The following is a 16696-nucleotide window of genomic DNA, read 5'->3' as shown; positions in this document are numbered from 1 at the left end:
GTTACCACGCCTCCGCAAGACGGCCCAGGGCCGGTGTCGCCGCCTGGACGGCCGCGTCCTTCCAGCCTGTGCGCCCTGTGCGCTGCCCTTGACGGCGCAGCTTGCGCGCGTCGCTCAGCCCCTCGATGTTGACGGCGGGACCGGAGCCGATGGTCTCGACCGGCCGCGGCGTCAGCAGCGCGTCGAGCCGCGCCTTGCCGGAGAGGCCGAGCAGGTAGAACGTCCCTCCGTCCTTCTTCGCAAGCCAGCTCTCGATGGTTTCGTTGCCCTCGCCATCGACCGAGATGTTGCGGGCCATGCTGGCGCCCGTGAAGGCGTTGCAGCAGTTGTGGGACGGCCCGTAATTGGTGACGGTGGCCGAGACGTCGCCGGTGTAGAACACCACATAGGCGTTGCTGACATTGGCGTTGCCGACCTGGCTCATCGTGAACACGCCGCCCGGCTGGTAGAGCTGGAGCGTCGGCCAGTTGGACGGCGCCGGCGTGCGGTTGTTGAGCAGCACCTGCTGCGTGGCGGTGGTCAGCATGAGCTGGCCCGGGATATAGCCGTTCAGAATCGAGACAGCCGGCGCATCCGTCCAGAAGGTCGCGTCCACCACCCTGAACTGGTTGATGATGATGCTGTCTGGATCGATCGAGATGTTGGCGGACTTCGCGACGCCGCCGTTGTAGCCGGTGATGTTCATGATCAGCGGGACCGGCGGTGTGGAGCGGATCTGCTCGCCCTTGACGTTGATCGTGTCGGCCGCAAGGTCGAGCTCCCTCACGACGCTGACCCAGCCGATCGTCAGGTCACCCGACGAGGTCATCCTGACGATGTTGCCGCTGATCCGATCGAACGAGACCCCACCGGCTGAATTGAAGCGCGTGTCGCCGTTCGCGGAGATCGATCCGCCGCGGATCACCCCCGTATCGGAGCGCAGGTCGATCTCGCCGGCATCGCCTGGGATACCCGTCGTGGTCAGCTGGCTGAAGACGATGTCGTCCACGGCATGCAGGGTCTGCGTGCCGCCGCTGATGGCGGTGCCGACGGTGATCCCTCCGGTCGTCGCGGTGACGTCGAGCGTGCCGCCCACGTTGAGATTATCCCAGCGAACGACCGTTCCGCTCAAGACTGCGTTGCCGGTCGAGGTCGTGAGGTTATGACCGGTGTTGGTGCCCGCCGCGATCAGCCGCGCCGAACCGTGGGCCGAGACCGAGCCGAGCGTCGGAACGCCGCCTGAGGTCACCGTCTGCGCCAGGATGAAGCCATTGTCGGCGTCGACGTTGATGTTGCCGGCATCGCCATTGATGCCCGTGGTCGTCAGCGCATTGAACGTCACGTTGTCATGGGCGTGGATGGTCTGCGTGCCCCCGCTCTGTGCGGTCTGGAAGGCGATGCTGCCCTGGCCTGCGGTCGCGCCCAGCGTCGTGCCGACGTTGAGGGCGTTCCAGTTGATCGGGCCGCCGGCGGTCAGCAGCCCCGAGCCGGTCGTGGCGGCAAGCCTGTTGCCCGTGATGGTCGTGGCGGCCTGCAGCGTCGCCGAACCGTGGGCCGAGACCGAACCGAGCGTGGTCAGGCCGCTTGATGTCACGGTCTGCGCCAGGATGAAGCCATGGTCGGCGGTGACGTTGATGTTGCCGGCGTCGCCGGCATTTCCGGTCGTCGTGAGCGACTTGAACGTCACGTTCTGGCTGGCACGGACCGTCTGCGAGCCGCTGCTGTCGGCGGTGCCGATGACGACGCTGCCGTTGTTTGCAACAGCACTGAAGCTGCCGCTGGCGCCGGTCGCCGTGCCTGCCAGCACCTGGTCGAGCGTCAGGCCGCCGGTGCCGATGATGTCCACGCTGCCCTTCACTGCGGACAGCAAGCTGGCTTCGGCATCGGTCAACGCCTTCAGATAGATGCTGCCGGCGCTCGCGCTGGCCGACAGCCGCGTGGCGTTGGTGGTGAACCGGCTCGCCGCGCTGCCGATGCCGTTCGATGCACTCAGCGACACTTCGGCGCCGGCACCGGACAGGAGGAACTTGGTCCGGCCGTCGCCATTGTCGATGATCGCGCCGAGTGAGGCGACCCCGCCGGCCGTGACGACGATCGACGGGGTGTTCGAGGCGGCCGCGTAGGACAGCGACGAATTCAGCTGGCCGACCGTCGCATCGCCCGTGGTGGTGACCGAGATCAACCCGGCCGCGTTGATGGCCGAATAGGCGCCCATCGACAGCGTCGCCGCGACCATCGTCACGCCATTGGAGGTGCTGGTTGCAACCACCGGCGCCGCGCTGGTGCCGGCCGCGAAGGTCATGCCGCGGTTGGCAAGCAGCTGCATCAGGCCGTCGCTGGTGACGTTGGCATTGACGGTGAGCGCGCCGCGCGCAGCGTTCAGCGTCAGCGCGCCACCGGCCGTCAGCGTCCCATAGGTGCCGCTGGTGCCGACCATGAGATCACCGGTGACGGCAAGCAGGCTGAGGTTGCCGACCGCCGAGCCGGTCACCGCGCCGGAGATGTTCACCTGCAGCGGCTGGAAGGTCGAGCCGTTGAAGCCGATGCTGCCGCCCGCGCGCAGGTCGAGGTCGGTGCCCAGGATATGGATCGCCGAACGGTCGGTGAAGTCGGCTTCGGCATAGATGCTGCCGGTCGCGGCGAGCTGGATCGCATTGCCGGCGGCAATGTTGCCGAGGATGAGATCGCCGGTGGTCTGCTTCACATAGATGCCCTGCGCCGACGAGACCTGGTCGAGCTGGTCGTTGGCAGGGTCCGCGAAAGCGATCTGGATCGCGTTGGTATTGGTCGCGGGATTGCTTCCGGCGGTTCCCGAGGGCGCGCCGACATTGCCGTGCTCGGCGATCAGGGTCAGGTTGGCGATATCACCCGAAATCACGGCGCCGCCCGCATTGTTGGAGATACTGTTGACGGCGTCGAGTTTGACGTCGCCGCGGCCGGTCACCTGGATGCCGTTGGCCTGTGCGGCCGAGATCGGGCCGTAATTCGCGGTGACGCCGCCGAGCGCGAGGCTGTTCTTGCTGCCGAGATAGATATTCGTCAGCGCCTTGGCCGAGATCGCGATCGGATTGTCGACGACGACGAGGTTCTGCTGCGACAGGCTGACCGTATAGGTCGTGACATGGGTCGTCGGGTCCGTGACCGCGCCGACGGTGAGCTGGCCGGGACCGGCGGTGGCAAGCAATCCCCTCTGCTCCGGCGTCAGCGACGAGGAATCGACGCTGGTGAAGGTGAAGGTCTGGGGCGCAGCCGAATTGCCGACCGAGCCGCGCGGCGCGTACAGCATGATCTGGTTGGCGCTGACATTGGCCACGACGTTCTCGTCGATCGGCGGCGGTGCCGCGCCGACGGCCGACGACGACACCGTGTAGGCGAGCTGGCTCTGCGTCCATTGCGAGCCCGCGGTAATGATGCTGTAGACCCGCTCGGTCGACGCAAGCGTGTAGCTGTAATTCGCATTGTAGGTGTTGAGCGCCGTTTGCAGCGCCGTGTTGCTCGGCATCCGCTGGTTGGCGGTCGCCACGCCATCGAACAGTTTCGTGAACAGCGTCGTCGAAAGCGATGTGCCGAACACTGTCCCCAGCGGATCCGCCGGCGCGGTGCCGAGCAATGTCGTCAGCGAGGTCTTGAGCTGGTCGGTGGTGATCTTGCCGAGCAGGAACTGGTCCCGCAGGAACCGCGTCGTGGCCTCGACCTGCATCTGCGTGGTCGTGACATTGGCGGGATCGACGATGCCGAGCTTGGCAGCCACCTGCGCCCGCAGCACCGTCAGCCCCACCGACGTCGGATTGTAGGTGCTACCGTCCTGGAACGCGATGTTCTTGAGCTGGAAGTAGTCGTTGTAGGCCGACGTCACCATCGACTGGTAGCTGTTGACGGCATTGGTGGCGGCGTTGCCGCTGAGCAGGTCGAGGCTCGCCCAGACGTCCTGGAGATGCTGGCTCTGCGCCTGGGTGAGGCCGACCGCCGCCCGGCCATTCAGGATGTTGGCCGGGTTGTTGTCGGAGCCCGCCGCCTCCAGGAAGACCGGGCCGCCGGTCGACTGGACCGTGCCGAGGCGCAAATCACCCTTGGACTGGATGATATAGGTGCCCGTGGCCGATGCGCTGTCGAGAACGCCGCCATCGACGGCGCCGCTCGCCTGTGTCGTGCCCGTCGCCTGGATCACCAGCGGATTGATGTTGGTCAGGGTGGACGCGCCGTTGACGACGGCGCTCGTCGCGCCGATCGCACCCGAGGTGGAGTTGATCTCTATGTTCTTGCCGATCACGACGGGATTGGCGACGTTGTAGGCGGACGCCGAGTTGATGTCGCCGGTCGCCGAGAGGAAGACGCTGCCCTGCGGCGTCGCGCCTGCCGAGTTCACCTTCACCTGGTTGATCGACAGCGCGCCGATGGCCGAGATCGCGATGTCGCGGTCGATCGAGCTCGCGGTCAGGCTGCCGCCATAGAGCTGCACCTGGACGGGCGCCTTGGTGGTGCCGAGCGTGCCGATACCGCCGTCACCCCGAAGCGTCACGCTCGTCCCCGAGATCACCGGGTTGTTGGCATTGGCGCCGACGGTGATCGACGAGTTGGTGCCGGTGGCGGCAAGCGTCGTCGTGCCCTGCTGGTTGTTGATCGACCCGTTGATGACGATGCCCGAGGTCGAATTGACCACGACGTCGCTGCTACTGCCGCCGATGAACTTGATGTTGATCGGGTTCGACGCCTTGACCGTGTTGGTCAGCGTGAGCGTCAGGTGATCATAGATCGCCTGGTACCAGTTGTACTGGGCGTCCGCGCCGCAGCACGCGTTGGAATGGGTGTTGAGTCCAACGGGGCTCCCATCCGGATTCACGCCTCCCGCCCAGTGATAGCTGCCTGTGGCGGTGGTGACTTTCTGATAGTTGCTGCTCTGCGTGCCTGAAACCAGGCTGGTCGAGCGGGTCCAGTTCTCGCCGGTGACCTGATTGGGCGTGAAGCTCCAGCCATAGTCGAACTGCGTGCTGGTGGGTAGACGATCCAGCGTCGCGGTGTCGACCCATTGATAGAGCATGTTCTCCTGCGTCCGGTACTGGACGCCCGCCGTACCGGTCCTGGCCGTAAGCATCGACGGGTCGATCGCGGCCGCAGTGACACTGTTGGTCTCGTACCGCGACACCTGCTGACTGCTTGCAGCCTTGGGATCGTAAACCCACCACGTCGTCTTCCCCTTGAGCTGGTCGACGATCTCGACCACGCTCTGGGCAGTGACGCTGGTATTGATGGTGTTGGTGACCAGCTGGAGCCCGCTGGTGTTGTTGACGGTGACCGTGCCGGCGCCGCCTTTGATCTCGATGTTGCCCTGGGTCTGGGTGCTGTCGGTCGAGGTCGAGATGATCTTGCCGTTGAGATAGACGTAGCCGCCGGCGCCCTGCGCCACGCCATTCAGGATGAGCTGGTCGGTGAGAGCGTTGTACCTGACCCCGATCTTGGCGTCACCGCTCGCCGACGCCGTCACGGAGCCTGAGATGTCGTAATAGACGCCGTTCCGCGCATTGGCCTGGGCCGCGGCAAAGTCCGCGCCGCCGTTGCGGTTCTTGAGGCCGTTGCTGCCATAGATGGCATCGTACGCCGCAGCGCCGATGTCGACCGAGTAGTTGCTGCTCGAGCCGGCCTGGATGGTGCCGTTGATGTTGATCACCGACGCCGAGATGATGACCGCCTGGCCGCTGATCGTCCGGGTGGCAGTCGCGGTGGCCGGCGCATCCGCGGTCTTCGGCGTGATCGCATCCGGCTGGATGTTGATCACCTGGAAGAAGCCCGAGCTGTCGCAGGCTGACGCACAGTTGAACGGCGTCTTGTACGGACCGCTATCGGTGTAGACGTTGCGGCCGTCATAAGTCGTTTTCTTCCACTGCGCGAGCACGACATTGGACGAGTCCTGCGACTGCCCCTCGATGATCTTGAGGGTCGCGATGTCAGGCACGCTGCCGGCATCGGGAGTGCTGGTGTTCCCAGGCGTACCCCTGCCCACCGGCAGGAAGATCGATGAATAGAGCGAGGTGCCGTCGTAATACGTCATCAGCATGCGCGCGGTGAAGATCGTGCTGGCGTCGGCGTTGCCGACGGGTTGATACACGCCGTGGCTGCCGTCGGTGCAGCAGTAATAGAAATAGGGGTGATCGGTTCCCGAAGCGATATGCGGAGCGGTATAGTAGTCGCCGTAGGCGCCGAGATAGGTCGCCGCCGTCATCACCGCCGTCAGCGTGTCCTCCGGCCTGTTTTCGGTGGTGGCCCATTGCGAGGTGACTGCGCTGCCGCTGTCGTAGAAGCTCCCGATCCCGCCGAGGAAGGTGAACGTGCCTTTGGGCACCACGATCTGGACGGTCGCGGCGCTAAGCGACTGCGATGCGACGACGCTGCCGAGATTGTTGATGATCTTGAGCAGGCCGTTCGCGTTGTTGACGGCGCCATTGAAATAGATGTCGGGCGTGCGGGTCAGCAGGTTGCCGTTCTGGTCGATGCCCTGGCCGCTGTCGGGATCCAGACGGTTGTAGGTGGCGGAGACGTCGATGACCGGCGTCGCGCTCGGCATCGCGGTGAAGGTCACATTGGAATGCGAATCCGGGTCGACATGGTCGATCTGGCGATAGGTGATGTTACCTCCGGTCACATCGGTGACCGTGAGGTTGCCCAGGCTCATGAAGTCGAGGCCCTTGTTCTCGATCTTGATCAAGGGCGAGCTGCGCGCGATGACCGCGGGCGGGGCGGGATTCGTGCCGCTGTTTCCGGTCAGCTTCTGGGCCAGGATCGAGACGTTGCCGGCGGACACCAGGATGTCGCCGAATGCGAAGGCGTTGCCGGGCGCGTCGGAGGTGAACGGCGCCTGCTTGATCAACGTGTCGATCTGGCGCTGGATGTCGCCGGTCGGATCGGTGCCGGACGGCGTCATGCTGGCGGGCGCCGTGGGCGTCGCCGCCGCGAGCTGCGAGCGGACCTGCGTCGCAGTCAGACCGGTGAGCCTCGCCAGTTGGTCGACCACCAGCTGGTAGGGATTGAAGTTGCCGACGATGGCGTACTGGACCGTCTGGTGGTTCCAGCTCATCACCGGGCTGAAATGATTGGCGTCTGAGACCAGTTCGAGGACCGACGAAGAGCCGTTTGTCAGCAGGGAATACGGACTGGTCGTGCTCAGTGTCGGCGCGGTCGCACCGAGGTCGATCGCGATCGTCAGATCGTTGTTGACGCCAGCCACCACCAGGCCATTGAGCGCGACATCGCCGGTTCCGCTGGTGTGGCTGTGGTTGTCGCTGTTCTTGGCGCTGAAGATGTCCAGATATGGGTTGTAGTTGCTGCCGTTGCCGGCCGCCGTGACCTGCCCCTGGGTTGCGCCCAGGTAGATGTCGCGCGCACCGAGCAAGCTCGAGGTGGGCGCCAGCGTCAGGCTCGTGGTGTCGTCGGCGTTGGCCGTGCCGCGATAGAGCGCGGAGATCGGAATAGCGGTGTTGTTGTAGACGACCGTCGTGGCCGTCGCCTGCACGCTGCTGAAGACGCTGCCGTCACCGGCGAGGCCCGCATAGATGGTGATGTCACGCCAGGCCGCGATCTTCGCGTTGTCGCCGACATTGACGGACTGGTTGGCGTGGACCCAGCTGTTGGTGCTGGCGCCGACGCCTGCGATCGCGCCGTAGAGGCTGGCATTGGCGTTGTTCGCCGCCGCCATCTTCGCGGCCGTGCCGATATAGATCTTGCCGACGCTGAACAGCTCGCGGGCATTGATGTTGACCGCGAGCGTGGCGTTCGCCGTCATGTTGGATTCGGCGCCACCGCCGGCAAAGAAGCTGGCCGTGGCGAGGCTCGCCGTATCGTTGGTGTTCAGCGTGTTGTAGGCCTCGATATTGATATACGCCGCCGACGTCTGCGGATCGCCATTGAGGCTCAGCACCGTGCCGGCGCCGATATTGGTGTTGACGGTCTGGGTGACGGTCGAGGTGCTGAGCGCGGCAGCACCCGAGAACGAGCCGCCGGAGCCCGAACGCGCGCCGCCGCCGCCCTGGTTGACGATGTCGTTGGCGATGACAACCATGTTGCCGCCCGCCGAATTGATGATCAGGTGCGTTCCGATCTCGGCAGTGGTGGTGGAATCGACGTCGTTCTGCGCCTTGCCGGCCGAAACGCCGGCGGTGGACGCCTGATAGGCATCGCCGCTCGCGGCATAATTCGTAGTGTGGATGGCATTGATGCGGAGACCACCGAAATAAAGCGTGTCATCGCTCGTGCCGCCGTCGAACCGCGCATTGGTCACGGCCGTCGAGCTGGTGGTGGCGACCGCCGCCGCGCCGGCATAGGTGCCGCCCGCGCCGACCGTCGCGTTGGAGACGTTGGTATCCGTGCCGGTCGCCGTGATGCGGAGGATACCCGTGTAGCTCCCATGGTTTAGAATATCCATGTCCGCGGGCGCGCCCAGATAGGCATAGGTGTGCGCGCTCGACGACGTCTGCGCGACGGTAGCACCCAGCGCCAGGAAGCCGCTCGAAAGACCCGTCCCCTCGGCATATTGGGCACTGTCGTTTTCGGCCGCGATGGTCACGTTGGCGTTGGGCAGCCTGATCCCCGTTCCGCCGTATGCGCTGACCGTGGCGTTCTCGGACGCCTGGGCCAGGCTGCCCTGCGCGCCGATCAGCGAGCCGCCGCCACCGGCGAGCGCCTTGGCCCAGGTCGTCGTGCCGCTAACTGGAACCAGCGCCATGGCGGTCACAGCGAGCGCTCCGCCCGCGAAGGTGACGTTGTCGCCGACATCGGCCGTCACCGTGGCGCCGACCGTGGACTTGGCGATGGCGATGCCGACGGCACCGCCGCCGACCGAAACGCCGATCGCCTCGCTCGAAAGATCGGGTGTGATCGACGCCGACACCAGCGTGCCGACGCCGGACGCGGACGTCGTGATCGAGGCACCGGAGCCGATCTCCGCCAGCACGGACGAGTTCTCGTGGGCTTCCGCATCCGCACCGACGCCCGCGACGATGCCGCCGCCGAGCGCGGTGGCCGTGGTGGACAAGGTGCCGGCGCCGCTGGCGCCAACCGCCAGATTCGTGACGTTGACGGTGGAGCCGTCCAGAACCCGTGCCGCGACCGAGCTCGTCCGGCTTGCCATTGCGACCGAAGCGCCGACAGCCGCGGCGCCGGCGGTGACGCCACCGGTGAAGACCACCTGGGTCGTTGAATCCATCGCCATGATGGTGGCGCCAGTGCCGGTGCCGCCCGCGCCGGTGATCTGGCCACCAAGCATCGCCACCACGGAGTTGGTGACATTGCCGACCGCGACAGCCGCATCGGCGCCGAAGTAAAGCGCGGCACCGCCGGCGATCGCCTCGGTATCGATGGTCTTGCCGGAATAAGGTCCGGTGGTCGCGTCCTGGACGACCGCCACAACGGTGACAACCGGTGCCGAGACGGCCAAAGGCGTATCTGCGGCGACAAGCACGCCGGAGCCGTTGCGTCCATAGTCGCTCAAATTGGCGAGCACGGTGCTGTTGACGCTGGTGTAGCCAATGCCGGCCCCGATGCCGACATTCTTCGCAAAGCCGGCGCCGAGAAGATACATCTTGGCCGCATTGGCGCTGGTGGCCGTGACGTTGACCTGCGTGCCCGTGACGTTGCCACCCGCGATCTGCGCGACGACGGCGTCGTTGCCTCCGCTCAGCACGCTGCTGACATCGTAGGTCGAGCTGACATTGGCGCTGTTCGGATTGCCGGCCGTGCCGCTGGCGACCGCGTTGCTGCCATGCGCATTGTTGGTGCCGCTGTTCACGGACGCGATGGTGCCGTTGTTGCCCTGATTGAGCTGACCGGTCTGCTGGCCCTGGGTGTCGGCATCGGCGGTGTTGGTGCCGATCATGATGACGCCGACGGTCGCGCCGATGCCGACGCTGCCGCCGATGCCGGCGGTGACCGCGTAGGACAGCACCTCCTTGGTGCTGAGCGCGTTGACGTTGATCGCGCCTGACGAGTTCAGGTTGCTGTTCCAGCTCTCCGCGACGGTCCGGCTCTTGAAACTGATGATGTTGGCTGCGGCGCCGACGCCGACGCCTCCCCCGCTCGCGCCGACGGCGAGCGCACCTGCGATCTCCTTGATCGCGACGTCCTCGTTGGCGTTGATGGTGACCGCGCCGGCCGCACCGCCCGTCACCGATTGCAAATTGGTGTCATAGACGCCGGCGATGGTGGTGTTGTTGGCGATCTCGATGTTCGCCATGCCGGCGATCGCGGCCGTGCCGGTCGAGAGCGCACCGCCGATCGCATAGGCCTCGAAGCGGTTCTTGGTGTTGGCCTCGACGTCGAGCGCACCGCTCAGATTGAGCGCGGTCGTATGCGCTGCGCCATTGCCCTGATAGCGGAATTCGTCGCCGACATAGGCCTCGGTCCGGTTCGAGGAGACCTGGACCAGGAATGCCGCGCCGATCGCAGCCTGGCTGCCATAGGCGCCGGAGCCGTTCGCGGAGAAGATGCCGGTGTTGTTGTTGGCGTTCACCGTCAGTGACGCCGCTGTCAGCGCGCCGCCGTCGACATAGGCTTCCGTCGTCGCCTGGAACACGTTCAGCCCGACCGAACCGGTGTTGAAGCCGATCGCGATCGAGGACGCGTCCTGCTCGGCATTGGCCTTCACGGTCACGGCGCCGACCGTCTCGCTCGTCGACTGGACGCCGCCGACCGTGGCATTGGTGATATAGGCGAAGGTCCCGCGCGACATCGTCGTCGAGACGATCGTCGCCCCACCGCCGCCGCTGCTGCCGTAGGCGATGCCGGCGCCAAACGCGCCGGAATAGGAGAAGCTCGACGCGGCCACCTCGATCTGCGGCTTGAGCGTCGACGAGGTCAGGCGCGTGTCGATGGCCGCGCTGTCGATATAGGCCCGCGTCGCCCCGCTCATCACATTGGTGATCGGGTTGATCATGATCGAGATGCCGCTGCTCGCAGCGACCGAAGCGACGTTGGTCACGACCGCCTGGTGCGAACTCGCGACCACGGCAAGACCGCGCACGCTGTCCTGATTCTCGGAGAGATCGGGCGTCGTGTCGGTCGGCGCATGGGCGGTGCCAAGATCGAACGCGTGGACGAGCGTGCCGTTGTTGACCGACAGCGTATCGGTGGTGCTGGTCCCGAGCGCATCGACCTTGGTATTCGCGCCGCTGATATAGGCCGCAGTGGTTCCCGTGATCTGGCTGGTGACCAGCGAGCCCGCGCCGCCAGCCGCCCCCTTGCTGATCGACACGGCGCCGGCGAACACCGCCGCCTTGTCATTGTTGCCGGCGACCACGCCGACATTGTTGGTGGCGGTGACGTCGGCGCCGTTGATTCCGTTGGTGCCGGCAGCGGTGATGCTGGCGGTGACGTTGGTTCCCATCAGATTGGTGGCGACCGAGCCGGCCAGCCCAACCTGCGAGGACATCGCGATGCCGACGGCAACAGTCGAGATGTTGGCGTTCGAGTTCGCACCGACCGCGACATTGCCCGAGGCGGTCAGCTTGGAGCCGGTGACGCCGGCGCTGACATTGTTGGCGATGCTGCTGTAGACCAGCGCCAGGCCCGCGGCGCTGCCTTGGGTCGAGGCGCCGGCGACGGCGGCGGTTCCGGTGATGCTGGAATTGTCGGTCGCGCTGACGGAAATGTTCTTGGCCGTGACGGACGATTGCGTCGTGCTGGACTGGCTGTTGCCGATCGCCGCCGAAACGGTGTTGGCGATGCTGCTGATCGTGGTGCCGCCGACGCCGGCAAACTGGCTGGTCGCAAGACCAAAGCCGATCGTGACCGCCTGGATCTTCGAGGAGTCGACCGCGCTCACGCTGACGGTGCCGTTGCTGCCGGCCGTCAGCAGCACGTTCGCGATATAGGCCGAATGCGTGGTGGCAATGGTGTTGTAGACGATCGAGGCGCCGACATTGTTCTTGCCGGCCTGGATCAGGCCCGCAACGGAGACGATGCTGGCCCCTGGACCGTTGCCCGTGCCACCGTTGAGCGCGGCCGCCCTGAAGTCGATGCAGTTCTGCCCGCCCGTGCCGCCGGCGACCGTGCAGGTGTCCTCGGCGAGATGATTGTTGTTCGACTTCTTGACGAGGTTGCCGAGCGCCGTATCCAGCGCCGAGACAGCGCCGCTGTCCGCCAGCACCGTCACGCCGCCGACGTTGATGTTCACCGTCGCGCCGCTGTTGATGTAGGCCGTCGTTGTGGGCGTGATCTCGCTGACGACGATCGCGCCGGCAAGTCCGTTCAACCCCGCCCCGCCCGAGGCCGCGCCGGCTGCAATCACGCTGGCGCTGTCGGCCATCACCAGCAGGGTGTCGTAGTTCGAGATCGACGTGCTGCGGATGTGCGCGTCGGTGGCGTTGCCGCCGGTGGGATCGGCAATCGAGGCATAGGTCAGCCCGATGCCGACGCCGGCCTGGCCGCCCGAAATATAGAGCGAGCCGCCGCCGATCGCGATGTTCGTGGTCTGGTAGGCGTCGACCTCGAGCGCGCGATTGACGCCGGAGGACTGGCCCGTAATCGTCGAGCTCTCGATATAGGCGTTGGCGCTGTCGGTGATGATGCCGACCGAGGCCGACAGCGACGCCGCATTGGATTTCGATCCCGCCACGCCGAGGGCAACGACGGTTTCCGAGCCGCCATTGAGCGCCTGCACCGTCACCGAACTCTGGTTGTTCATGGTGGTGCCGTAAATATAGGCGAGCGTCGCATTGTTGGACATCGCCGCCGCGATCGCGCCGCCGATCGCAGCCCCCGTGGCGGACCCTCCGGCCAGATTGAGCGCCGCCGAGCCCGAACCATTGTTGAGCATGGTGTCGTTGAGCGCCTGAACGATCGTATTGGTCAGCACGGCGCCGGTCGTGGTGTACTTATTGACCGTCGTGTTCCTGATATAGGCGCTGGTGCCGAGCGAGACGTCGCTCACCGACGAACTGCCGGCAAGGTCGAGGCTGAAGCCGCTGGTGCTCGATCCGGAAGTCGAACCGATCTGGCTCGCAGCCGTCGTCACGCCGGCAGTTCCTCCGGTCGCGGCGGCGCCGGCAGCGCCTGCCTTGTCGGAGAAACTCGACGACGCCGGATCGGAGATCGCTGCCGCGACGGCGGCCGCGGTGATGCGCCCCGAAGTGGTCGCGCTGAGCGTGAGGTTGTCGACATTGACCGCCCCGCTTCCGCCGCTGGTGCCGGCGAACGGATCGTTGGCGCTGAACACGCCGGGCCGGATATCGGAATGGTTGTCGCCGATATAGGCGGAGGTGTCGGTATGTGCGCCCAGATAGGCGACCGACAAGCCGACCGCCGAACCGCCGCTCCCGTTATAGCTCATCGCGCCGGACAGCGTCACGACCGACAGATCCTGTTGCGCCAGGATGCCGACGGTCGGGGCATAGATGGTGGCCTGGCTCGATATCGACGCGTGCGTCGTGTTGTTCAGGAAACCGAGCGAAGTGATGCCGTTCAGCGCCAGCGTGCCGGCAGCCTTGCCGGACGACGGTGCGACAGCGACGAACTGGTCGGAAGTGATCGCGTTGACGGCGATGTCGTCCGCCGCACGCAGCGTCGCGCGGTCCGAAACGCCGGCGATGGTATTGGTGTTGAACTGGACGAGATTGAGCGCGCCGCCGACGGAAGAGCCGCCCGAGGTGTTGCCGAACAGGAAGCCGAGTGTGCCGACATTGCCGGCCGCGTCGATCGACGCCATGGTCGTGGTGGCGGCGATCTGGAGGCTGGCGTTGTAGGTGTGGACGTCGCCATTATCCATCCCGGCCGACCAGCTGCTGCCGCATGTCGCGGTCGTGCAGGTCGCGGTCAGACTGGCGCTGCCGGCCACCCACGCCGTCGTGTTGTTGTTCACGACGAAATGGTTCAGCGAACCGGCGATGCCGATGGTGTCACCGGCGTCCGCCGTGGCATTGGCGTAGCTGGTCAGGATGTTGCCGCCGACGCCGAGATTGCCGTTGAGGTGACTCAGAACCGCACCCAGCCCGTCCCATTTGAGCCAGGTATTGGTGATCGGCTGTTCGGTGGTGGCGTCGACGGCGATGTTCGCCGCGTTGATCAGCGTGCCATTACCGACATAGACGTTCGAATTGTGGGTGAAATTGCCCCAGGCGACGGCCGCGCTGATCGCGGTCCCCTCGCCCGTCGTCACATCCTTCGTGATCGCGCTGGAGGTCGCATTGCTGCGGACGCCGCGATCGATGACGTTGCTGGCGACGGCGACATTGCCGCTGGCATAGATGCTTGGCGCGCCGCCGCTCGGGCTCGGCGCGATCGCGGCGGTCGCGCTCTGCGTGCTGTTGGCCAGCGAGAGCGCGCCTGCGACCTTGAAATCGAAGCTCAGCGGCACCAGCGAGGTCATGTGGTCCATGACGAAGTGCGTCGGCGAAGCGACGTTCGAGACCGCGAATTCCTGAATCGCCGCGACCAGCGCGGGAAGACCGGCGATGGACGAGGCCATCGTGGAATTGCTCGTGGTGTCCGACGTCGCCTCGACCAGAACGGAGCCGTTCATCCGGTCGCCGGCACTGGTTCCGAGCGATGCACCGAGCGTCGCGGTCGCAGACGTCGTGACGTCGCTGATGGCGACCGCGGCGCCGACGGCGCCGCTCGCATTCGGCCCGCTCGCCGCAACCGAAGTTGCGCTGGTCGAGAACGAATTGTTGTTGATCGCGCGGACCTTCAGGGTGCTGCCGCTCGTGTTGACCGTGCCCGCCGCGATATGCGCGCCGGTCTCGACATTGGCGGTCGTCGTCACCGATCCCGTCGAATAGGCCACCGTCGGGACGATCTGCGCGCTGGTCGACGCCGCGACGGCGGAGACGGCGATGGTCGCATCGTTAAGCGCCTTGACCTCGAGGTTGCCGCCGGCGTTGACCGTCGCGCCCGAGGCCACGTTGGTCGTGGCCGTGCCTTCGATCTTGCCGACGACCACACCGGCCGCGACGGGCGTGAGGCTGCCGAGCAAGGTGGAGGCGACGGCCGGATCGGACACGGTCTCCGTGGCATGTGCCGAAATGGTGACGTCGCCGCGCCCGTTGATGTCGGCGTGGCTGTTGATGTTGATGGTCGCCGTGGCGCTTGCGGCGAGATAGCCGCCATTGAGCCCAAGCACCGAGGCGGCAAGCGTCGAACCGACCAGCGCGAAATCACCGGCCACCGAACCGTTCAGGAAGCTCGACACGGCCGTCGAGGTCGCGGCGATCGAGACGATGCCGCCGGCGATCTTGCCGTCCACCGTGATCGACGTCGCGGCGGTGGCCTGGCCGGACAGCTTGATGTCGCTCGCCGTGGCCGTCAGCGTGACGTTGCCGTCGGCGTAGGTGGTCCCTCCGAAATTGACAGCCTGGGCCAGGATCTGCGCACCGTTCTTGATGTCGATATTCGGCGCGTCGATGGTGATGTGGTTGGCATTGCCCGTCGAATGGCCATTGGCGTCGAGATGGCGGCTATCGACCACCGCGTGCGCCGCCAGGGTGATCGAGTTGCTCGCCTGGATCAGGTAGGTGGCGCTGGAGCCACCGGTGATTCCGCTGATGGTGTTTGCGATCGAGGTGTTCGACAGCGTCACGCCGGTGTCGCCCTGGCTTGCATCACCGACAACCACATCGGTCGGGTCCATCAGAAGCGTGCCCGCCTTGCCGTTCGGCGCGGCCAGGTTGATGCTGACACCGCTGCCGACGTCGATGATGCCGTTCGCGCTGAACTCGACGAGACCTGCATTGCCGGTCTTCGCGCTCGCGTCGAACTTGGCCCCTCCAGCCACGGTCAGATTCGCCGCGGCCTTGAGACGGATGTCGCCGGCGTCGCCCGTCCTGCTGGCGGTGCTGAGCCTGGCGTTCTTGCCGATGTCGATGTTCTTGCCCGCATCGACGGTGATGTTGCTCGGCGTCGTGGTCTGGCTCTTCGCCGTCAGGCGCCCGTTGACCCTGGCGTTGTTGACCGCGCCGATATGGATCGAGCCGTTGCTGACAGTGATCGAGCTGGCGCTGCGCAGGCCCCTGGAGTTGACGGAGGCTGCGAACTTGGCGGCGTGATCGAGATTGGCGATATCGCGCTGGCTGGCGCCGCCGACATAGACGTTCTGCCCGGTCAGGCGCACGCCGTCCTGGGCGTTGACCCGGCCATAGATGCGGATGTTGCCGTCGGGCGAGACCGGGAACGAGCCGGCCATGAGATTGCCGACCGCCGACTGGTTGATCTGCCCGTTCGCGCCGATCAGGCTGTCGGTGAACTCGCGCGTCGGCGTCGAGACGTTGAGGCTGCCGACATTCACGGTGCCGGACCGGCCGACCACGAAGCCCTTGGGATCGGCGAAATAGACGTTACCGCCGATCGCACCATTCATGTAGGAGTTCAGCGTGCCGTTGACGTAGACCGGCGCGTCGCGAACGATGTTGACGAGATTCTGCGTGCCGGTCGGCAGTTGCAAATTGACGGTGTTGCCCCGGCCGACGCTGAACTGCGAGAACGAGTTGAAGGCGTTGTTGCCTGATATCGTCGACGTCGTCACGTTGGTGACGCCGCCCGAGGTTTGCAGGCTCGTGCCCGTGCGGCCATCCGGAACGATGACGTTCGCTGTCTGCGCCTGGAGGCGGACGCTGAACACCGGCAGGAAGACCATCTGCATCGCGCAGAGCAGCGACATCGAGCGGAAGCGCGCAAGCCCGCGCAGCGTCAGCTCGTCATTGGTTCGCGTCGCAGAAGGTCCGCGCATTTCAGATCCTCGTCA

Annotated in this window: 1 protein-coding gene; it reads right to left on the bottom strand. The window is 65.8% G+C overall.

The genetic code is table 11. The annotated features are described in order from the left end of the window. Position 1: 1 nt before the first annotated feature. Positions 2–16681 (bottom strand): leukotoxin LktA family filamentous adhesin, encoded by a 16680-nt coding sequence (locus AC1RUR_RS06145; RefSeq protein WP_492842196.1) that lies wholly within the window; start codon positions 16679–16681, stop codon positions 2–4. Positions 16682–16696 lie beyond the last annotated feature (15 nt).

The organism is Bradyrhizobium sp. GW821-FHT12B03, from assembly GCF_058807535.1.
The sequence above is the reverse complement of the archived record's forward strand: the minus strand, read 5'-3'. Positions and strand labels throughout refer to the sequence as shown.